The 20028-nt window shown below is 65.8% G+C and carries 19 protein-coding genes and 1 tRNA gene; 7 read left to right on the forward strand and 13 right to left on the reverse strand.

Annotation, left to right across the window (positions count from 1 at the left end):
- Nucleotides 1-48: 48 nt before the first annotated feature.
- Nucleotides 49-125, reverse strand: a tRNA-Pro gene (locus C4S73_RS23660).
- Nucleotides 126-200: 75 nt separating this feature from the next.
- The gene (locus C4S73_RS23665) at nucleotides 201-689 is read right to left on the reverse strand and encodes a DUF192 domain-containing protein (RefSeq protein ID WP_200828086.1); all 489 of its coding nucleotides are present in this window, start codon (nucleotides 687-689) and stop codon (nucleotides 201-203) included.
- Nucleotides 690-928: 239 nt separating this feature from the next.
- On the opposite strand from C4S73_RS23665, the gene C4S73_RS23670 reads away from it, so the two are divergent.
- Together C4S73_RS23670 and C4S73_RS23675 are read left to right on the forward strand one after the other, a co-directional pair.
- The gene (locus tag C4S73_RS23670; RefSeq protein WP_103875056.1) at nucleotides 929-2740 is read left to right on the forward strand and encodes a hypothetical protein; all 1812 of its coding nucleotides are present in this window, start codon (nucleotides 929-931) and stop codon (nucleotides 2738-2740) included.
- On the forward strand, nucleotides 2730-3443 hold the full coding sequence (locus C4S73_RS23675; protein WP_103875057.1) for a CatB-related O-acetyltransferase: 714 nt from the start codon (nucleotides 2730-2732) through the stop codon (nucleotides 3441-3443). The genes C4S73_RS23670 and C4S73_RS23675 overlap by 11 nt, the downstream gene beginning before the upstream one ends.
- On the opposite strand, the gene C4S73_RS23680 is transcribed toward C4S73_RS23675, so the two are convergent.
- From C4S73_RS23680 to aspS, 5 genes are read right to left on the reverse strand one after another with little or no spacing between them, the layout of a single operon-like run.
- Complete coding sequence (locus C4S73_RS23680) at nucleotides 3415-4470, reverse strand: acyltransferase family protein (RefSeq protein WP_244595749.1); 1056 nt, start codon at nucleotides 4468-4470, stop codon at nucleotides 3415-3417. The two genes, C4S73_RS23675 and C4S73_RS23680, sit on opposite strands and share 29 nt — an antisense overlap.
- Entirely contained in the window at nucleotides 4467-5351 is an 885-nt protein-coding gene (locus C4S73_RS23685; RefSeq protein WP_103875058.1) for a glycosyltransferase family 2 protein, read from the reverse strand. The genes C4S73_RS23680 and C4S73_RS23685 overlap by 4 nt, the downstream gene beginning before the upstream one ends.
- Nucleotides 5352-5394: 43 nt before the next feature.
- Nucleotides 5395-5694: a hypothetical protein gene (locus tag C4S73_RS23690; protein ID WP_103875059.1), complete on the reverse strand. Its 300-nt coding sequence runs from the start codon at nucleotides 5692-5694 to the stop codon at nucleotides 5395-5397.
- Between the two features lie 12 nt (nucleotides 5695-5706).
- Nucleotides 5707-6087, reverse strand: coding sequence for a hypothetical protein (locus tag C4S73_RS23695; RefSeq protein WP_103875060.1), 381 nt, complete (start codon nucleotides 6085-6087; stop codon nucleotides 5707-5709).
- A 6-nt stretch (nucleotides 6088-6093) separates the two neighbouring features.
- Entirely contained in the window at nucleotides 6094-7872 is a 1779-nt protein-coding gene (aspS, locus tag C4S73_RS23700) for an aspartate--tRNA ligase (protein WP_103875170.1), read from the reverse strand.
- Between the two features lie 174 nt (nucleotides 7873-8046).
- Between aspS and C4S73_RS23705 the strand changes: the two genes are divergently transcribed.
- Entirely contained in the window at nucleotides 8047-8328 is a 282-nt protein-coding gene (locus C4S73_RS23705; protein WP_146071478.1) for a hypothetical protein, read from the forward strand.
- 49 nt (nucleotides 8329-8377) lie between these two features.
- Nucleotides 8378-9517: a ribonuclease D gene (rnd, locus tag C4S73_RS23710; RefSeq protein ID WP_103875062.1), complete on the forward strand. Its 1140-nt coding sequence runs from the start codon at nucleotides 8378-8380 to the stop codon at nucleotides 9515-9517.
- A 149-nt stretch (nucleotides 9518-9666) separates the two neighbouring features.
- On the opposite strand, the gene ppx is transcribed toward rnd, so the two are convergent.
- The gene (ppx, locus tag C4S73_RS23715; protein WP_103875063.1) at nucleotides 9667-11175 is read right to left on the reverse strand and encodes an exopolyphosphatase; all 1509 of its coding nucleotides are present in this window, start codon (nucleotides 11173-11175) and stop codon (nucleotides 9667-9669) included.
- Between the two features lies 1 nt (nucleotide 11176).
- Nucleotides 11177-13372, reverse strand: coding sequence for an RNA degradosome polyphosphate kinase (locus C4S73_RS23720; RefSeq protein ID WP_103875064.1), 2196 nt, complete (start codon nucleotides 13370-13372; stop codon nucleotides 11177-11179).
- Nucleotides 13373-13618: 246 nt separating this feature from the next.
- Between C4S73_RS23720 and C4S73_RS23725 the strand changes: the two genes are divergently transcribed.
- The gene (locus C4S73_RS23725; RefSeq protein WP_244595750.1) at nucleotides 13619-14860 is read left to right on the forward strand and encodes an acyl-CoA desaturase; all 1242 of its coding nucleotides are present in this window, start codon (nucleotides 13619-13621) and stop codon (nucleotides 14858-14860) included.
- A gap of 9 nt (nucleotides 14861-14869) precedes the next feature.
- Here the strand turns inward: C4S73_RS23725 and C4S73_RS23730 are convergent, their stop codons facing one another.
- From C4S73_RS23730 to C4S73_RS23740, 3 genes are all read right to left on the reverse strand, one after another.
- A complete protein-coding gene (locus C4S73_RS23730) occupies nucleotides 14870-15568 on the reverse strand; it encodes a P-loop NTPase family protein (protein ID WP_103875065.1) in 699 nt (232 codons plus the stop codon).
- Nucleotides 15569-15574: 6 nt separating this feature from the next.
- Complete coding sequence (locus tag C4S73_RS23735; protein ID WP_103875066.1) at nucleotides 15575-16714, reverse strand: AI-2E family transporter; 1140 nt, start codon at nucleotides 16712-16714, stop codon at nucleotides 15575-15577.
- Between the two features lie 143 nt (nucleotides 16715-16857).
- Nucleotides 16858-17388, reverse strand: a complete 531-nt coding sequence (locus tag C4S73_RS23740; RefSeq protein ID WP_103875067.1) for a CDP-alcohol phosphatidyltransferase family protein — start codon at nucleotides 17386-17388, stop codon at nucleotides 16858-16860.
- Between the two features lie 218 nt (nucleotides 17389-17606).
- Between C4S73_RS23740 and purM the strand changes: the two genes are divergently transcribed.
- Nucleotides 17607-18680 (forward strand): phosphoribosylformylglycinamidine cyclo-ligase, encoded by a 1074-nt coding sequence (gene purM, locus C4S73_RS23745; RefSeq protein ID WP_103875068.1) that lies wholly within the window; start codon nucleotides 17607-17609, stop codon nucleotides 18678-18680.
- Complete coding sequence (purN, locus tag C4S73_RS23750; protein WP_103875069.1) at nucleotides 18677-19300, forward strand: phosphoribosylglycinamide formyltransferase; 624 nt, start codon at nucleotides 18677-18679, stop codon at nucleotides 19298-19300. The genes purM and purN overlap by 4 nt, the downstream gene beginning before the upstream one ends.
- Here the strand turns inward: purN and C4S73_RS23755 are convergent.
- Complete coding sequence (locus C4S73_RS23755) at nucleotides 19228-20022, reverse strand: helix-turn-helix transcriptional regulator (protein ID WP_103875172.1); 795 nt, start codon at nucleotides 20020-20022, stop codon at nucleotides 19228-19230. The two genes, purN and C4S73_RS23755, sit on opposite strands and share 73 nt — an antisense overlap.
- Nucleotides 20023-20028: the final 6 nt, after the last annotated feature.

Raw genomic sequence — 20028 nt, forward strand, 5'->3', positions numbered from 1 at the left:
GATGTCCTGAAGGCCCGCGTTCATGCGGGCCCTGGATTGCGGTTGAAATGGTCGGGGCACCAGGATTCGAACCTGGGACCCTCTGCTCCCAAAGCAGATGCGCTACCGGGCTGCGCTATACCCCGACTGGCATTTCAACGTCGCGGTTGGCTATCACGTCGCGGGCTTGCGCCGCAAGCGAAAGCCCGCGTCTTTGTCGCTCAACGCTTGAAAAGTACGTGTTCGATCCTGTCGCCGGCCTTGATGCCGAGCGTCTTGCTGACCCCGCCATTGATCTCGAGCACCGAGAGCACGGGTTCGCCGGAGGGAATCGTGCGTGTCGAGAGCGGTTCGGTGCGCTCGGCAATGCGGGCGATCGTGCCGTCGGCGCGGATGAACAACATGTCGAGCGGAATATAGGTGTTCTGCATCCACATCGCGACCGGTTCGGTGCTGCCGAAATCGAACAGCATGCCGCGATCGGCCGGCATGTAGTTGCGATGCATGAGGCCGCGCGCGCGCTGGTCGGGCGTGCGCATAACCTCCACCTGGAAGGCGTGGCGCTTGTCGCCGCTGACGATCACCAGCGACTCCAGCCCGGCCGCAGATGCCGCCGGCGCTGGCTGAGCCTGTGCGAACACCGCGGCGGGCGCGAATGCGACCATCGCGACGGCGATACAGGCGGCAAGGAAACGTCTGGTGGCCTGCATCGGCTCGAACTCCCGGGGACAACGTCGCGCCACCATCGCTACGAGGCGGCCATGGCGAATCTTCGACAGATACCGGCCATCGCGCTGTCGCGGTCAAGTTTTTCGTCTGGATGATCGGCGCGCTTGCCTTTCCTTCGCCGTCTGCTTGCGGCAGGGTCCGCTTCACAAAACAGGAGACTACAATGACCGCTCCGAGTCTTTCTCGTCCGAGTGCTTCTCGCCCGAGCCTCTCTCGGCCGATGCGCTATACGGGCGCAGCCCTCGCCGCTGTCATTTTCGCGCTTGCGCAGCCTGCCGCAGCAGCCGATTTTCAGATCGACAATCTCAAATTCGAATTCGGCAAGATCGTGATCGCGGCGCCCAAGATCATGGTCAAGGGTTCTCCGCTGGAGCGCGAGGCCTTCATTTCGCTGTTCAACGGCAATACCGGCGAAAGCGCGGTCGCGCGGATGGGCCGCCTGAACGCTGCCGAAATCAGCGCGCCGGAACTCAGATTCGAGCATACGCTGGGCCCGCAGAAGCAGGTGACCGTCTATCGCGACATCCGCTTCTCGGATGTTCGGGACGGCAGGATCGGACAAGGCGAGTCGGCCAGCGCGACCGTCTCGGTCGAAGGCGCTCCCAGCGGGGCGATGAAGGGCGAGCTCAAGCGCACGAGCTTCGAGGCCCTCGATCTCAAGCAGACCGTGCGCGTGATGACGGAAAAGGCGGCCCCCGGCGTCATCGAGCCGGCCCTGCCGCTGTTCAGCCGGTTCGAGCAGGACGGCTACACGCTCGACATGGGCGCAGCGGGCAAGATGTCGCTCGGCAAGGCGAGCGGACGCGGCTTTTCCGCCCGGGTCGGCGCGGAGCCGCTGGGCGAGGTGTTGTCTCGCATCGTCAGTTTTTTCGAGCAGGCGGAGAAAAAAACCGACGACTCCGACGCGAAGATCGATCCCGCGCAGCGCGAGATCCAGAGGCGCTTGGGTCTGTCGCTGCTCGCCCTGTTCGACACGGTCGAATATGGCAGCGGCGAAGTGCGCGACTTCGTGGCCAACATGGTCGCGCCGCCCAAACCCGGCGCCAAGCCCGGCGCTAAGACCGAAGCGATCGAGATGCGGATCGCCCGGATCGCCTATGGCGAGGACACCCCGGCGAAATCCGGCTTCGTCGTCGAGGGGCTGCAATTCGCCGGCAGCGGCGCCAAGGGACAGATCGATTCGATCAGCCATTCCGGCTTTTCCTTCGGCCCCGTGATCCGCGAACTGCAGGCAGCGCTCGCCACGCCCGACACCGATTTCGATACGCTCGACTTCCGCAAGTTCATCCCGACCATCGGGACGATCAGAATGACCGGGTTTTCCGTCGATGCGCCGCCCGCGACCGGAAGCACCCAGCCGATCAAGGTCGCGCTCGGCACGTTCGAGCTGCAGGCGGGCGAACAGCTCAACGGCATCCCCACCAGCGTCGCCCTGACGATCGACAAGCTCGTCGCGCCGATTACGGAAGGCGCGGGCAATCCCACCGCGACCGACCTGATCGCCATGGGCATCCGCTCGCTCGACCTCTCGGCCAAGCTCGATCTCGCCTGGGAGGCAGCGCGCAACGAACTCGCCATCCGCTCGATCTCGCTGGGCAGCGCTGGGCTGATCAAGTTCGACGCGTCGGGCACGCTCGGCAATGTCACCAAGGACCTGTTTTCGAGCGATCTCGCGCTGGCTCAGGTCGCAGCGCTCGGTGCAACCGCACGCACGATCGAAGCCAGGCTGCAGAATTTCGGCCTGATCGAGAAGCTGATCGCCAACGAGGCCCGCAAGGCCAAGCGCAAGCCCGACGAGATGCGCCAGCAATTCGCGATGATGGCGAGCCTCGGCCTTGCCGCGATCCTCGGCCCTTCCGACGCCGCCAAGGCGCTGACGGCGGCCGTGTCGCGCTTCGCGGCCAAGCCCGGCACCCTCACCATCCAGGCCAGTGCGAAATCGACCAGCGGTCTCGGTCTTGCCGACGTCATCACGCTCGCCGATCCGACCGAGATCTTCGACAAAATCGATCTCAAAGCCAATGCCGAGTGAAGCAGGCGGCGTGCTCTCGCCGGAGGATGAGAGCTGGCGCCCGGGTGCTCTCATCGCCTGGTGGGCAGGGTTGCCGAACGTCGCGCGCGGGTTGCTGCGGCGACGCCTTAACCCCGACAACCAGACGCGGCTGCATCTGGCCCATCTGGTTGCGCGGCGTCCGGGGCAGATCGCGATCGGTCGCTACACCTATGGTCGGCCCAAGGTACGCTTCCCCGAGAGCGGCGCGCGCTTGACGATCGGCCGTTACGGCTCGATCGCCGATGGCGTCGAGATCCTGCTCGGCGGCAATCATCGGCTCGACTGGGCAACGACCTACCCCTTCCCGGCCCTGCCGCGCCTGTGGTTGGCGGCTGCGGGCGTCAGCGGCAGCGATACCAGCCGGGGCGATGTCACCATCGGCCACGACGTCTGGCTGGCCTCGCAGAGCATGGTGATGTCGGGCGTGAGCATCGGCCATGGCGCCGTCGTGGCGGCGCGCGCCGTCGTGACGCGCGATGTGCCGCCCTATGCGATCGTGGCCGGGAATCCCGCGCGCGTCGTGCGGTCGCGCTTCAGCGAGGCGCAGGTCGCGGAATTGCTCGCGACGCGCTGGTGGGACCAGGCGCCCGAGACGATCACGGCCTTGCTGCCGCTGCTGATGTCGGACCGGATCGACGAGCTGGTTGCCGCGCTCAAGGGCCGAGCAGCCAGCGCCGCTTGAGGCGCAGCGCCGGCTTCTCGACCAGGAACCACGACAAGGCCGCCAGAACGAGGGTTACGGCCAGCGACGGCCACAGCAATATGAACACGCCAAGGCTCGGAAACAGCGCATGCAGCATCTGCTGCACCGGCCAGCCATAGAGATAAGCGCCGTAGGACAGGTCGGCCGACGGCTCCGTATGCCAGCGGGTCAATGACGGCGCCATCGCCAGGACAAGGATGCCCCAGGCCGTTCCGACATAGAGGGCAGCTTTGTAGAGCGGTGTATGCGATAGCACCGCGAGAACGACGAGCAGCAGGGCAAGCCCCGGCAGCGAAAGCGGCACACGGTCTCGCCAGAGATAGATCAGGCTGCCGGACAGAAAGATCAGAGGCAGGCGCAGCACGGTCTCCCCCCATTTGACGTCATGGGGCGCGGCGATCTCGCGCAGGACGACCGCAACGACCAGAACACAGCCGATTCCGAGCGCGAGCCTGCGCATCTGCAACAGACCTGCGACGCCCGCGACGAGCACGCCGAGATAGCAGAAGGTCTCGTATTTCAGCGTCCAGACCGTCCCCATCGGAAATTGGAGCGGATTCGTCTCGAAGACGCCCGGCAGCGCCGCAGCGCTCTTGAAGGTCGTCAACGTGCCCTGGATGAAGCGCCAGAGTCGCGGATCGGTGAGGTATGACGCCAGGTCGAGGCGCGTCATCGCCCCCCCGATCAGAAAGGCCACGACGAGCGTCGCCGCGACCAGGCCAGGCACGATCCGGAGCACGCGCGCCAGCGAATAGTCGCGCCAGCCCCGGCGGACGAAGCTCATCGTCACCAGAAAGCCCGAGATCGCGAAGAAGGCGTTGACGGCATGCTCGCCGAGCGTGAACCCGGTGCTCTGGAACAGGGGCTCGTCTTCGACCAGGCCAGTGGTGACGCTGAACGCATGCGACACCACCACCGCCAGCGCCAGGACCAGCCGAAGCAGGCCAAAATTGTTGCGCCCGCAGACCAGCGCATCCGCGAAGCACTCTAAGCGCGGGCGGGTCACGCAACCGTCTCCAGATGCTCGCGCGCAAGCGCCGTCGCGCCGCGCTGCCATGCCCATGCCCCGGCGACCGAACCGGCATGGGCGAACATCTTGTCCTGATTCAGGAAAATGCCATAACCAATTGATTTCGCGATATTTCCGATGGTTTTTATCCCACTGGGCACAGGCAGGCCGTATTTGTGCGCGACATAGCGTTCCGACCAGGCGAGGTGCCAGCGTGCCCGAAAGCGCCGCTTCGCGGAAGAGCCGCTCGAACGCCCCCTGCCATGCCCGGTCTCGGCTCCATCGACATGCACGAGAGCATGGCCGGAATCGCGCATGCGGCGGCAGAGATCGTCATCTTCGTAGAATAGGAAGATCGCCGGATCGAAGCCGCCGAGCTTGAGAAACACCTCCCGGCGGATGAGCAGGCAGGCGCCGGACAGGAACGGCAGGCAGGCATCGCCTTCGGGGATGTCCATGTCGCCGGCCCGATTGAGATGAGCGGGTGAAAGCAGCGAGCGTGGCTGCAGGAAAACCCGGCCGGATGGCTCGATGATGCGGGGAGCGAGCATGCCGGCATCCGGATAGAGCTCGGCCGCCGCCAGCAGCGCGGCAGCCGCGCCCCGCCGCAATTCGAGATCGGGATTGACGATCAGGACATAGGGCGTGGTGCTGGCCGCAACGCCCTGATTGTTGGCGCGGCCATAACCCTCATTTCGGAGGTTGGCGATGACCACGGCACCACGCGCCCTGGCGATCTCGCCACTGCCGTCGCTGCTGGCATTGTCGACGACAAGCGCCGGGACCCCCTCGCCTGCAAGAGCGTCGAGACAGGCCGGAAGAACCTCGGCACTGTCATAGCTGACGACGATGGCGGTGATGGATTCGGCAAACCGCATCAGGGGGTTGTGGCCGCGATGGCGGCTTCAAGGCAAGCGGAAATCACCGCTTGTCCAAAGCGCCGATCTCGCGCTGCACGCTCGAGCGCTCCGATGCGTCGCAGGAGCGCGGCGCCTTGTAGGAGCTCACGGCGAAGGTGGCGTTCGCGCTGACGAAGCGCGGGCGTTCCTGCTGGTCGAGCCGGGCGATGATGTGTGCCCTGTCGACGCGCAGGCCGCAATCATAGGCGCGTGACACCCGCGCGGCCAGGTATTCCGGTGTGCCCGGCAGCGGGCCGACCGTCGTGCAGGCGGCAAGGCCGAGCAGGACCGGCGCGGCAAGGCAGAGTTTCAGCGAGGACATCACGGCACGGGATCAGAGCGCGTCGAACTTTCCGGCGCGGATGCGTGACATCCGCTCCTTCACGGCCGCACGCTCCTCCGGCAAGCACGCCTGAGGCTGGATATCCTGATTGATCGTCTCGGCTTCCGACACGGTGACATAGGTCGAACGTGCGCCTGCGACCTGTTCGGGGGTCGCGCCGCGCGCAACCTCAGCCGCAATGAAACGGTCCAGCGTGCTGGCGCGCGGATAGCCCGCCTTGCAGGCGACCGACCGCGAAACCAGGCTCGCAAGCTCCGACGCCCTGCCCGCGCTGGGATTGGCCTGGCCGGCAACGCAGGCCGAGAGCGGGAAGGCAAGCAGGCAGGCGAGCGCAAGCAGCCGCGCGACAGGCAAGGCAGGCAGGGCAGGCATCTTGGATCAGCCGTTCTTCTCGGGCGCGTTGACGCGCAGATGCGCCTCGCGAAGCTGCTTGGGAGAGGCTTCGGACGGCGCGCCCATCAGCAGATCGACCGCCTGCTGGTTCATGGGGAACAGCGCGACTTCACGCAGGTTCGTAGCACCGGCCAGGAGCATGATGATGCGGTCGACACCGGCTGCCATGCCGCCATGGGGCGGTGCGCCGTACTGGAAGGCGCGATACATGCCGCCGAAGCGCTCGATCACGGTCTCCTCGCCATAGCCGGCGATCTCGAAGGCCTTCACCATCGCTTCGGGGCGGTGGTTGCGGATGCCGCCGGAGGCCAGCTCATAGCCGTTGCAGGCGATGTCGTACTGGAAGGCCTTGATCGCCAGCGGATCGTCGTTCTTCAGCGATTCCAGCCCGCCCTGGGGCATCGAGAACGGGTTGTGCGAGAAATCGACCCGCTTGTCCTCCTCGTTGTACTCGTACATCGGGAAGTCGACGATCCAGGCGAAGGCGAAGGCGTTCTCGTCGATCAGGCCGAGCTCGGACCCGACCTTGTTACGGGCCGCACCGGCGAATTTGTAGAACTTGTCGGGGTTGCCGGCGGCGAAGAAGCAGGCATCCCCGCCCTTCAGCCCCATCTGGGCGACGATAGCGGCCACGCGCTCGGGGCCGATATTGTTGGCGATCGGCCCTTGCCCTTCGCCGTCTTCCTTGATCATCAGATAGCCGAGCCCCGGCTGACCCTCGCCCTGGGCCCAGGAGTTCATCCTGTCGCAGAAAGCGCGGCTGCCACCCTTCGGGCCGGGAATGGCCCAGACGCGGTTCTTCTCGTCTTCGAGGATGCGGGAGAAGACCTTGAAGCCCGAGCCGCGGAAATGCTCGGAGACGTCCTGCATCACCAGCGGGTTGCGCAGGTCCGGCTTGTCGGAGCCGTATTTGCGGATCGACTCGGCGTAAGGAATGCGCGGCCAGTTCTTGGTCACGGACTTGCCGCCGCCGAACTCCTCGAAGACACCGGCGATGACCGGCTCCATCGTGGCGAAGACGTCCTCCTGCTCGACGAAGCTCATCTCGACGTCGAGCTGATAGAACTCGCCGGGCAGGCGATCGGCACGCGGGTCCTCGTCGCGGAAGCAGGGCGCGATCTGGAAATAGCGGTCGAAGCCCGCCATCATCAGCAGCTGCTTGTACTGCTGCGGCGCCTGCGGCAGCGCATAGAACTTGCCGGGATGAAGGCGGCTCGGCACCAGGAAGTCGCGCGCGCCTTCCGGCGAGGACGCCGTCAGGATCGGCGTCTGGAATTCGGAGAAGCCGGAATTCTTCATCCGCGTCCGCAGCGAGTCGATCACCTTGCCGCGCAGCATGATGTTGTTGTGCAGCTTTTCGCGGCGCAGATCGAGGAAGCGGTATTTCAGCCGTGTGTCCTCGGGATATTCGAGATCGCCGAAGACCGGCAGCGGCAGCTCGGCGGCAGGGCCGAGCACCTCGATGCCGGTCGCGAAGACCTCGACCGCGCCGGTGGCGAGGTTGGCGTTCTCGGTGCCTTCGAGCCGGGCCTTGACCTTGCCGTCGATGCGCACGACCCATTCCGAGCGCACCACTTCCGCATTCGCGAAGGCCGGCGAATCCGGGTCGATGACCACCTGGGTCACGCCGTAATGATCGCGCAGATCGATGAACAGCACGCCGCCATGATCGCGGATGCGGTGGCACCAGCCGGAGATGCGGACCTGGCTGCCGATGTCGCTGTCGCGAAGGGCGCCGCAGGTGTGGGAACGGTAGCGATGCAAGGTCACGGAAAACGTCTCTCGAAAACGCGAATAGGCCCGCTTGCGGCAAGGCCTTGAACTGGGGCGTAAGCACACGCGGGCGGGCAGCTTGTCAAGGATGCGCAGGACAGAGCGCATGCGCATATGTAGCATCAAGTGCAGATAACCGCGATCTCAGCCAGAAGGATATGCTGCGTGCGTGCAGAACTGTTAGCCGATCGACGCTTTGCCGCAGCCGGCCTTTGCGTGTTGATGACGATGCTGAGCTACAGCCCGGCCCTGGCCCAATCGCCGGCCTATCGCGCCGGCCTGAGGATCGCAAACAGCCGCCACTACGAGAAACCTGATTGCTATGCGCGGGTTTTCGCCATTCACGCGCGCCGCAGCAACCACCCGGAAAAGAGGAGCCACTGGTCGGCCCCGGCCGGCGGGGCCTTCAAGGGCGAACTCTGGAGCCAATGCGGCATCAGCCGATAACCGCAGAGTGGACTCGACGTCTGCCCCCCTCCTCCGCTAAGCCCGGATCATGAGCCTCATCACCACCACCCAGGATCTCGCCCACGCCTGCGCGCGCCTGGCGATGCATCCTTTCGTCACGGTCGATACCGAGTTCCTGCGGGAGACGACGTATTACCCCAAGCTCTGCCTGATCCAGCTTGCCTCGCCCGACGAAGCCGTGCTGGTGGATCCGCTTGCGCCCGAGATCGACCTCGCGCCGTTCCTCGAGCTGATGGCCAACGAGGCCGTGGTCAAGGTGTTCCATGCGGCTCGGCAGGATCTCGAGATCGTCTGGATCATCGGCCGCCTGATCCCCACGCCGCTCTTCGACACGCAGGTCGCGGCCATGGTCTGCGGCTATGGCGACTCGGTCGGTTACGAGCAGCTCGCCAACGATCTCGCCAAGGCGCGCATCGACAAATCCTCGCGCTTCACCGACTGGTCGCGCCGCCCGCTCAGCGAGGCGCAGCTGGTCTACGCCGAGTCCGACGTCACGCATCTGCGCGACATCTATCTGGCGCTCGACGCCGACATCAAGGCCAGCGGTCGCGAGACCTGGGTCGCGGAAGAAATGTCGGTGCTGAATTCGCCGGGCACCTATGAGGTCAAGCCCGAGAATGCCTGGCAGCGCCTGAAGGGCCGCATCCGCAAGCCCAAGGAACTCGCGCTATTGATGGAGCTCGCGGCCTGGCGCGAACGCGAGGCGCAGACGCGCGACGTGCCGCGCCAGCGCGTTCTCAAGGACGATGCCATGATGGATATCGTCCAGCGTGCGCCACGTTCGGTCGAGGCGCTCGCCGAGCTGCGCTCCGTACCCAACGGCTTCGAGCGCTCGCGCGCCGGGGGCGAGGTGCTCGCGGCGATCGAACGCGGGCTCGCGCTCGATCCCAAGGGCCTGCCGCGCCTGGAGCGGGAACGTGGTCGCGCCGCCAATGGCGCAGTGCTCGATCTGCTCAAGGTCTTGCTCAAGGCCGTCGCCGATGCCGAGCGCGTCGCTCCGAAGATCATCGCCTCCTCGGACGATCTGGAGGCGATCGCCTCGGACGATCTCGCAGAGGTGCCGGCTTTGCAGGGCTGGCGCCGTGAGGTCTTCGGCGAGAAGGCGCTTGCGCTCAAGAGCGGGACGCTCAGCCTCAAGATCGCACGAGGTCGCGTTATCGTCGGCTGAGATCGACCGACTACCCCTTCGAGCCCTCATCCTGAGGAGCGAACGGAGTTCGCGTCTCGAAGGATGATCCAGTCCACTCAGGAACCACCCTTCGAGACGCCGCTGCGCGGCTCCTCAGGGTGAGGGCTCGGGTTCCATCTCGCTAATGGTCAGAGACGCGCGATCTCGTAATCGCGCCCCAGAAGCCGCGCCAGCTGCTTCAGCCGCCCGATGACCCTCTCGCTGGCGAGCGGGTAGAGATCGGCCGGGAAGCGCAGGATCAGCCGGCCATCGACACAGGTCGCCGGCAGCCGCCCCAGAATGCCCGGCATGCCGGCCGAGAGCAGATAGGCGACGCGGAAGATCGCCGCCAGTAGCAGTGCCCGCTCCAGGATCGGCGGCGGCACCAGACCCCGCAGCGCCATGGCGGCCGGTGACGAGGCCTTCAACCCCGCATAGCGGTGAAAGATCGTCAGCGCGAGGAAGGCCCGGCCGACATGATCGACCCCGGTGAAATAAGCGTGGGCGACGACATTCATGCTCTGCTCGCCGCGATAATCGGGATGGGCGCGCCAGCCGATATCGGAGAGCAGGCAGACCGATTCGATCAATCTGCGCGACGGTTCGTCCTCTGACAGGCCGGCCGTTTCGATGATCGTGCGCGTCCAGGCGATCAGCTCGGCCGCATGGCGGGGATCGCGGGCGCGCAGGTGGTTGTAGTCCTTGGCCGAGCGCAGCAGCGGGTCGGCCGCGCGCTCTTCCGGCGACAGCTGCTCATGCAGGAGGCCTTCACGCACGCCCTGCGCGGAGACGATGACGCTGCGCGGCCTGCCGCGCTTGATCAGCTCGTCCAGAACCAGCGCGCCATAGGAGAGCAAGGGCCGGCGGGCCGACGAGACGGCATCGATCGCATCGAGCACGACCGCATCCGCCCGTTCGACCAGCCGGGCGAAATCGGCGATGTCGCGAGCCGGAATGGTGTAGCCGTGCATGACGTTGAGCGGATAGCGCGACTGGCGCTGATGCAGGGTCGCCAGCGCGCGCCAGGTGCCGCCGACGGCGTAGAAGTCGCGCCCCTTCATCGCGGCGAGCTGAGGCAGCTTGTCGAGCTCGTCCTTGACGATCTTCTCGGCCGCCTTGAGCGAGCCCTTGGAACGGTCGAGCAAGGCAAGGCCGCCCAGCGGGACGCTCGCGCCCTCGCCGACCTCACCGCCGGAAATGCTGATCAGCTCCAGGCTGCCGCCGCCGAGGTCGCCGACCACGCCATCGGGATTGTCGAAGCCGGAGACGACGCCGAGCCCGGACAGGATCGCCTCGCGATCGCCCGAGATCAGCTCGATCGGCTGGCCGATCGCCTCCTCGGCCCGCGCGATGAATTCAGGCCCGTTGCTGGCGTAGCGCGCCGCAGCGGTCGCGATGACGCGGATCGAGCCGACATGCATGGCCTCGCAGAGAATGCGGAAGCGGACCAGCGCGGAGATCGCTTTCGCCATCGCGTCGACCGCGAGCCGGCCTGTGCTCGCGACCTGACGGCCAAGCCCGGCCATCTCCTTCTCGTTGAAGACCTGTGCGGGAGCCCGCGCCAGATTTTCATAGACGACGAGGCGGACCGAGTTCGAGCCGATGTCGATGATGGCGAGAGTGCCGCCCTGGCTCAGGCGGCCGGGAGCCTGCGCCACTTCAGCGCTTTTTCCCGCCGTGCCTGGAGAGGGAGCGGGGACTTGAATTGGAGAGTGATTTTCCACGTCCTGACAGGCTCGGATTCGTCATAAAGTATTTATGCGCGTTGAACGGCTCTTCGTTCGGCGCCGGGACAATGCGGGCTGAGCCCCCATCGGGCAAGATCGTCCAGCTCTGTTCGTTGTCGAGAAAATTCGCAAGCATGATCTGCTCCAGCAATTGCTGGTGCACCGTCGCGTTCAGGATCGGCGTCAGAGCCTCGACACGACGGTCGAGATTGCGCGGCATCAGATCGGCCGAGGAAATATACAGCTTGGCCTTGGGTGACGGCATGCCATGGCCGGCGCCGAAAGCATAGACGCGCGTATGCTCGAGGAAGCGGCCGACGATCGACTTGACGCGGATATTGTCGGAGAGGCCGGGCACGCCCGGCCGCAGGCAGCAGATGCCGCGCACGACGAAGTCGATCTCGACGCCCGCCTGGCTCGCATCATAGAGGGCGTCGATGATCTCAGGGTCGACCAGCGAATTGCACTTGCCCCAGATCGCTCCCTTGCGGCCGGCTTTGACGTGGGCGACCTCCTCGGCGATGTCGTCGAGCAGGCGCTGTTTCAGGCCCACCGGCGAGACCGACATCTTCTCCAGCTCGGCCGGCTCGGCATAGCCGGTGATGAAATTGAAGATGCGGGCGACATCCTGCGACATCACCGGGTCGGCCGTGAAGAAGGAGACGTCGGTGTAGATGCGCGCCGTGATAGGATGGTAGTTGCCGGTCGCGATATGGCAGTAGCTGACGAGCTGGCCGGCCTCACGGCGCACCACGAGCGAGAGCTTGGCATGCGTCTTCAGCTCGATGAAGCCGTAGACGACCTGGACGCCAGCGCGCTCGAGGTCCTTGGCCCAGCGGATATTGGCCTCCTCGTCGAAACGCGCCTTGAGCTCGACCAGCGCGGTCACCGACTTGCCGGCCTCGGCGGCTTCGGCCAGCGCCTGCACGATCGGGGAGTTCGAGGACGTCCGGTAGAGCGTCTGCTTGATCGCGACCACGCTGGGATCGCGCGCCGCCTGCTGCAGGAACTGCACGACGACGTCGAAGCTCTCATAGGGGTGGTGGACGATCAGGTCCTTCTGGCGGATCGCGGCGAAGCAGTCGCCGCCATGCTCGCGGATGCGCTCGGGGAAACGCGCGTTGTAGGGCTTGAACTTAAGGTCCGGCCGATCGACGCCGACGAGCTGGGAGAGTTCGTTGAGGCCGATCATGCCGGCGACGTCGACGATCTCGTCGTGATCGACCTTCAGCTCGCGCACGATCAGCTTGCGCAGATGCGCGGGCATGCCGACGCTGACCTCGAGCCGGATGACGACGCCGCGCCGGCGCTGCTTCAGCATCGTCTCGAAGACCCGCACCAGGTCCTCGGCCTCCTCCTCGATATCGAGGTCGGAGTCGCGGATGACGCGGAAGGAGCCGGTACCCTTGACGTCATAGCCGGGGAACAGCTTGCCGATGAAGAGCGAGACCGCATCCTCCAGCGTGATGAAGCGATGCACGCCATCGCGCGCCAGATCGGGCAATTCGATGAAGCGATCCATCTTGATGGGCACGCGGATCAGCGCGTCGAGCTGGCGCCCGTCGGTCATGCGCTCCAGCGCCAGCGCCAGGGTGAAACCGAGATTGGGAATGAAGGGGAACGGGTGGGCCGGGTCGATCGCCAGCGGCGTCAGGACCGGGAAGACGTAATGCAGGAAATAATCCTCGAGCCAGACGCGTTCCTGCGGGCCGATATCCCGGGGCTTGAGCAGGCGGATGCGGTTGTCCTGGAGATCATGCCTGAGCTTGTCCCAGCGCGCCTGCTGGTCGTCGGTCAGTGCCACGACCGCCTTGCCGAGCTCCGCCAGCTGCTCGGCCGGGGTCAGCCCGTCCTGGCTCCTCGTCACGACGCCGGCCTTGAGCTGCTCGCGCAGGCCGGAGACGCGGACCATGAAGAATTCATCGAGATTGGCTGCCGAGATCGACAGGAAGCGCAGCTGCTCGAGCAGCGGATGGTGCTGGTTGGAGGCCTCTTCCATGACCCGGCGGTTGAACTGGAGCCAGGACAGTTCGCGGTTCATGAAGCGCGCCGGCGACTGCCTGAGCGAAAACCCTTCGGCTACGGGCGTGGAATCGACGGCCGTGATGTTCGCAGGTTCGATATTCATCCGCCTTGCTTTCGTTCGGGTCGCAATTCTGGCCACATCAGTCTCCCTTGCGACGTTGAAGCCATCCTAGCGTGACGCTTCGATGACGGGCGAGGCGCATATCGGATTGCAAGCCGATTTTGCCCATGCGGCAAGCGGCCTACTTGCGCGGGATCGCGCGGTCCTGTTTCGTTGACATGGCCGATGCGCGACTCGGTCATGAGCATACCCGATCAACGCTCGCGAAACGACACTCCAGAGGCAAACTTGACCCGCAATGACGCCCCCCATGACGAAGGCGACATCGTCTATCCGTCCGCCGTCCCCTTCGTACTGGCCCATCTGGCGTGTTTCGGCGCGCTCTTGAGCGGCGTGACCTGGACCTCGGTGTGGCTCGCGATCGGTCTCTATTGGTTGCGCATGTTCGCGGTGACCGGCGGCTACCACCGCTATTTCTCGCACCGGACCTACAAGACCAACCGCTTCGGACAGTTCCTGCTGGCCCTGCTGGCGCAGTCGACCGCGCAGAAGAGCGTGCTCTGGTGGGCGTCCAAGCATCGTCATCACCATCGCTATGCCGATACCGAGCATGACGTGCATTCGCCCGTGCACACCTCATTCGCCTATTCGCATCTCGGCTGGATCTTCAGCACCCAGCACGCGCGCTTCGACGATTCCAGCATCGCCGACCTGACGAAGTTTCCGGAGCTGCGCTGGCTGCACCGTTTCGAGATCGCTCCCGCGATCCTGCTGGCGCTGATCTGCTTTGCCATCGATGGCTGGGCCGGCCTGTTCGTCGGCTTCTTCTGGTCGACGGTTGCGGTCTATCACGCCACCTTCTGCATCAACTCGCTGGCGCATGTGCATGGCGACAAGGACTATGTCACCGGCGACGAGAGCCGCAACAACTGGTGGCTCGCGATCATCACCATGGGTGAAGGCTGGCACAACAACCACCACGCCTATCAGTACAGCGTGCGCCAGGGTTTCCGCTGGTGGCAGTGGGACCCGACCTACTATCTCATCCTCGGCCTGTCGAAGCTCAGGCTGGTCTGGGATCTGAAAGAGCCGCCGCAGGCCGTCATCGAGCGTTCGCAGGCATTGCCGCCGCGCGTGATCGAACGCTCCGCGGAAACGCTGGCAGCCTCCGTACCGCTGGACCGCATCGTCGCGGCCTTCCAGGAGGCCTATGCCGCGACGCCGACGCTGGCCGACTTGCATCTGCCGACGATGACCACGGCGGAGCTGCGCGCCGCGCTGACCGAGCTGAGCAGCCGCGCCAGCGACCGGCTCGCGCAGATGCAGCAGCAGGCCCAGGACGCCTATGCGAACTGGCACATGCCGGTGCTGCCGAGCCGCGAAGAGCTCAGCGAGAAGGCGGCGGCGATGTTCGTCAAGACGCCTTCTCTCGACGCGATCGCAGCGCGGGCGCATGAACTGCTCGTCGAGGCGATGCATGCGCGGCTGATCGCGCAGCCTGCGGCCGCCGGGCCCAGCCCCAACGCCTGAGCGCAGCCCTCAGATCGGTTCCTGCGGAAACAGTTCCGCGAGAACCTCCTGAACCAGCGGTCGCGTGACGCGGCGGCCGCGCTCCAGCGCCCGACGGTCGAGCAGGTCCACCACCTGGCGGGCGGCTGCGAAGGAACGCTCCATCCGCAGCGTCAGCGCCTCGATGATGCCGGTGTCGACGATCAGCTGGCGGTCGATGAAGAGCTTGACCAGCAGCGCGCGCAGCAGCGCATCATCGGGCGCGTCGATCGTGGCATGGGGGGCAAGCCTCAACCGCGACAGCAGATCCGGCACGCGCAGCCCCCAGAGATCGGGCGCGCTGCGGGCGGTCAGGAGCAGCGAACCGCCCTTCGCCTTGATCGCGTTCATCAGGTGGAACAGCGCCGCCTCGTCGCGCGGGCCCTCATCGCAATCCTCGACCACGAGCGCGCCACCCGAAATCAGATGAGGCACCTTGGCCTCCGTCACTTCCGCTGCCGACACGGTCCAGGCATGGGCGGTCTTGGCCCAGATCGCGGCGAGATGCGTCTTGCCGGCGCCTTCAGGCCCGATCAGCCGAAGCCAGGCATCAGGCCAATGCGGCCAGGCCTCGACCAGCCCATAGGCCGCCTCGTTTGAGGGACCAATCAGAAAATCCTCGACGCCGTGGCGGCTATCGACGGGCAGGTCGAATGCGAGCTGGCGCGGGCGGGCAGGAACTTCGGCCATATGCGATCAGACCTCGGTCCCGATGCTGGCCTTGACCTTCGTCGCCTGGATCTGCGTCGCCTGGATCTGCGCGGCCTTGGTCACATCGCCACCGTGATAGATGTTGCTGGCGAGATATTGCCTTAGCGCAAAGCGGCAGAGCACGCCGATGACGGCCGCCAGCGGCACGGCCAGCAAGAGCCCGACGAAGCCGAACAGCGTGCCGAAGGCGAGCAGCGCGAACATCAGCCAGACCGGATGGACGCCGATGGAGTCGCCGACGAATTTCGGCTGGAAGATATTGCCTTCGAGGAACTGCCCGGCGGCGAAGACGCCGAGCGTCGCCAGCGGCCAGGTCCATTCCGGCCAGAATTGAACGATCGCGACGCCGACCGAAAGAACGAGGCCGGTCAGCGATCCGACATAGGGGATGAAGGAGAGAAAGCCGCTGATGATGCCGATCAGCGCGCCGAAATTCACCCCGATCAGGCTCAGGCCCACGGCATAGAAGCTGCCGAGCAGCAGGCAGACGAGAGCCTGCCCGCGCAGGAACCCGGCAATGGCGACATCCATCTCGTGAAGCAGGCCGCGAATGGTGTCGCGATGATCGAGCGGCAGCCAGCTGTCGACGGCCGCCACCATGCGATCCCAGTCGACCAGGAGGTAGAAGGCGATGACGGGCGTCAGCACGAGCAGCGAGAACACGCCGATGATGGCGGTGCCGCCGGTCCAGAGCGATTGCAGCACGCTGCCGACCCATTTCGTGGCTTCGCCGACGAGATTGCCAAGCGAGCTCTGGGCGTCTTCGGCGAGCTTGGCGCCGCCGAGCCGTTCGAGCCAGGGCGCGCCCCGCTCCATGATCAGCGCCTGCAGTTTGGCCGCGTCCGCCGGCAGGCGGGCGACGAGACCAGCCAGCTGCTGTCCGAGCAGAGGCGCCAGCAATACCAGGCCAACCACGAAGATCAGCAGGAAGACGATCAGGATCGCCAGCGTCGCAGCGAGCCGGCTCATCCCGATCCGCTCAAGCCGGTCGGCGAGCGGATCGAGCAGATAGGCCAGTGCCAGCGCCGCCACGAAAGGCAGCAACACGTCGCGCAGCAGCACGAGCAGCAGCACGCAGACGACCAGCGAGCCCAGCCAGAAGCCGATTTGTCGTTGCAAGGTCATAGATCCAAGCCTCTCGCGGGTCGGCGGGGGTGCGCTGCACAAATGGGCGAGAGCGGTGACGGTTCCAAGGCTGGCCCGGAAATCGCTGTCGATGTGCTGTCTTGCCTGTTGTCTTGCCTGTTGTCCTGCCTGCTGCCTTGCCCTCATGCCGCCATGTGGCGCAGCCAGAAGGCGAGATAGGCGGTCATCGAGCCAAGCGTCAATACGGCCACGACAAGCTGCCCCACGTCGACGGCGGAGCCAAGATCGAGCCCGAAGGCGCGCGAGCCCAGCAGCAGGGCCGCGAAGATCAATTGTGCGGCAGTGTTGAGCTTGCTGACCACGAATGGCGCGATCACGACCGGGCGCGCCATCACCCAGGACAGGAGCACGGCCGACACGATCATCACGTCGCGGGACACGACGAGGATGGCGAGCCAGGACGGGATAGCGCCGACCATCGCCAGGGTGATGTAGATCGAGACGATCAGCGCCTTGTCGGCCATCGGATCGAGATAGGCGCCAAGCTCGCTGGTCATGTTGAAGCGCTTGGCGATGAAGCCGTCTATGGCGTCGGAGACGCCGGCCAGGACGAAGATGATGAAGGCGGCCTGCCAGCGCGTATTGACGATCATGACGATCACCAGCGGCACCAGGAACAGCCGGCCGATGGTAATGATATTGGGAAGCGTCATGCCGGCAGGGTTCTTGGGAAGGGAAGGTTCTTTTAGGACGGAACCCAACGCTAGAGCATGACGGCAAAGGTGGAAACCGCATTTCAGGGTCGCATTGGCTGCTGCGCTGCCGAAATGGCCGAAACGGTGGATCGGCAGCAGCGAAAACACTGCTACGCCTTGCCAGCGGCGGCGCGCTTGCCTATCGCTCGCGCGAACAGCATCGAAGGCCACATGACATGACCAAGCCGGGCGCGAACGGACTGACCTATGCGCAAGCGGGCGTCGACATCGACGCCGGAAACGCCATGGTCGACGCCATCAAGCCGCTGGTGCGCGCGACGCGCCGGCCGGGCGCCGACGCCGAGATCGGCGGCTTCGGCGGATTGTTCGACCTCAAGGCCGCCGGCTTCAGCGATCCGATCCTGGTCGCCGCCAATGACGGCGTCGGCACCAAGGTGAAGATCGCGATCGAGAGCGGTTTGCATTCGACGATCGGGATCGATCTCGTCGCGATGTGCGTCAACGATCTCATCGTGCAGGGCGCCGAGCCCCTGCTCTTCCTCGACTATTATGCGACCGGCAAGCTCGACCCCAAGGTCGGCGTCGAGATCGTGCGCGGCATCGCCGATGGCTGCCGGCAGGCGGGCTGCGCCCTGATCGGCGGCGAAACGGCCGAAATGCCCGGCATGTATGCCGAGAAGGACTACGATCTGGCCGGTTTCGCCGTGGGCGCGGCCGAGCGTGGGGCGCTGCTGCCGCGCGCCGATCTCGAAGCTGGCGACGTCGTTTTCGGCCTGCCCTCCTCCGGCGTGCATTCGAACGGCTATTCGCTGGTCCGGCGCATCGTCGCCATGACCAGTCTGGCATGGGACGCGCCCGCGCCCTTCGCTCCGGAACAGAGCCTTGCAGAAGCCCTGCTCGTGCCGACGCGGATCTATGTGAAGCCCCTGCTCGCCGCCCTCAGGGCGACGGACGGCATCAAGGCTCTCGCACATATCACCGGCGGCGGTTTCCCGGACAACATTCCGCGCGTCCTGCCCGAAAGCCTCGGCGTTGCGCTCGATCTCGCCGCCATCCCGGTTCCGCCGGTGTTCGGCTGGCTGGCGAAGATCGGCGGCGTGGCCGAGCGCGAGATGCTGCGGACCTTCAACTGCGGCATCGGCATGATCGTCGCTGCCGAGGCCGGCAAGGCCGATGAGGTCGCGGCCGCTTTGCGCGCGGCTGGCGAGGCTCCTGTCAGGCTCGGTGAGGTCATCGCGATCAACGAGGGGAATGAGGCCGTCAGCTATCGCGGCAAGCTCGCCCTGTGACGACGCTGCCGGCTCGCAAACGCGTCGGGATCCTGATCTCCGGACGCGGCTCCAACATGGTGTCGCTGGCGCAGGCGGCGCAGGCGCCCGATTTTCCTGCCGAGATCGCGCTCGTGCTGTCGAACGTTCCCGGGGCAGGCGGGCTCGAACGCGCCCGCGAATTTGGCATCGCGACGGCAACCGTCGATCACCGCGCCTTCAACAAGGACCGCGAGGCCTTCGAACGGGCGATGGACGAGGTCCTGCGCGTCAACCAGATCGAGTTCGTCGTGCTTGCCGGATTCATGCGCATCATGACGTCCTGGTTCGTGCGCCGCTGGGAAGGCCGGATGATCAACATCCACCCCTCCCTGCTGCCGCTGTTCAAGGGCACGCATACGCACCGGCAGGCGCTGGAGGCCGGCATGACGGAGCATGGCTGCAGCGTGCATTTCGTCGTGCCGGAGCTCGATGCCGGACCGGTGATCGCCCAGGCGAAGGTCCCGGTGCTGCCGGGTGACGACGAGGAGAGCCTGGCGACGCGCGTACTCGCGCAGGAGCACACGCTTTATCCGCGCGCGCTGGCCGAGGTCGCTTCGGGCCGCGTCGCGCTGGTCGACGGGGTGATCGCGCGGCGCTGAGCGGCGCCCTGGCTGTCGCAGGCCGCCCGGTCGCGCTGCGTTTCGGCCTCTTCCTTCTGCCAGCGGCGAAACAGATCGGCGCGGCGGGCCGGATACCGCTCCTCGCGGGCGGTCAGCTCGGTGATGCGGTCGGTGCGGAAATGCCGGAAGGCCTCGCGCAGCTCGCACCAGGCAATGACGATGCGAACCCGCTCGTAGAAGGTCATGCCGATCGGCCAGATCATTCGCTCCGTGTCCTGTCCGCTCTCGTCGCGATAGCGGATAGCGAGCTTGCGGCCCTGGCGGATCGCGGCGCGGACGCTGGCGACATCGACCTGATCGACCGGCGTGTCGCCGCCATAGGCAGGAGCAAACAGCGCACCGTCGAGCAGGATCGGTCGCAGATGCGCGGGCAGCACGGCCGCGACCTTGCTGACGACATCCTCCGCCGCGCGGGCGAGCACAGGGTCGGCGCGCTCACTGAGCCAGCGCATGCCGACGAGCACCGCTTCGATCTCGTCTGGCGACAGCATCAACGGCGGCAGGTCGAAGCCGGCATCGAGCACATAGCCGATCCCAGCCTCGCCACGAACCGGCACGCCCTGGCGCATCAGGGCGGCGATATCGCGATAGACCGTGCGTACGGAGACATCGAGCTCGGAGGCGAGCGTTTCAGCCGTCACCGGCCGGCGCCGGCGGCGCAGGCCCTGGATCATGTCGAGCAATCGTTCGGCGCGCTGCATGATGAA

Origin of the sequence: Allobosea lathyri, assembly GCF_900108245.1 — a bacterium.
GTDB classification, from domain to species: Bacteria; Pseudomonadota; Alphaproteobacteria; order Rhizobiales; family Beijerinckiaceae; genus Allobosea; species Allobosea lathyri.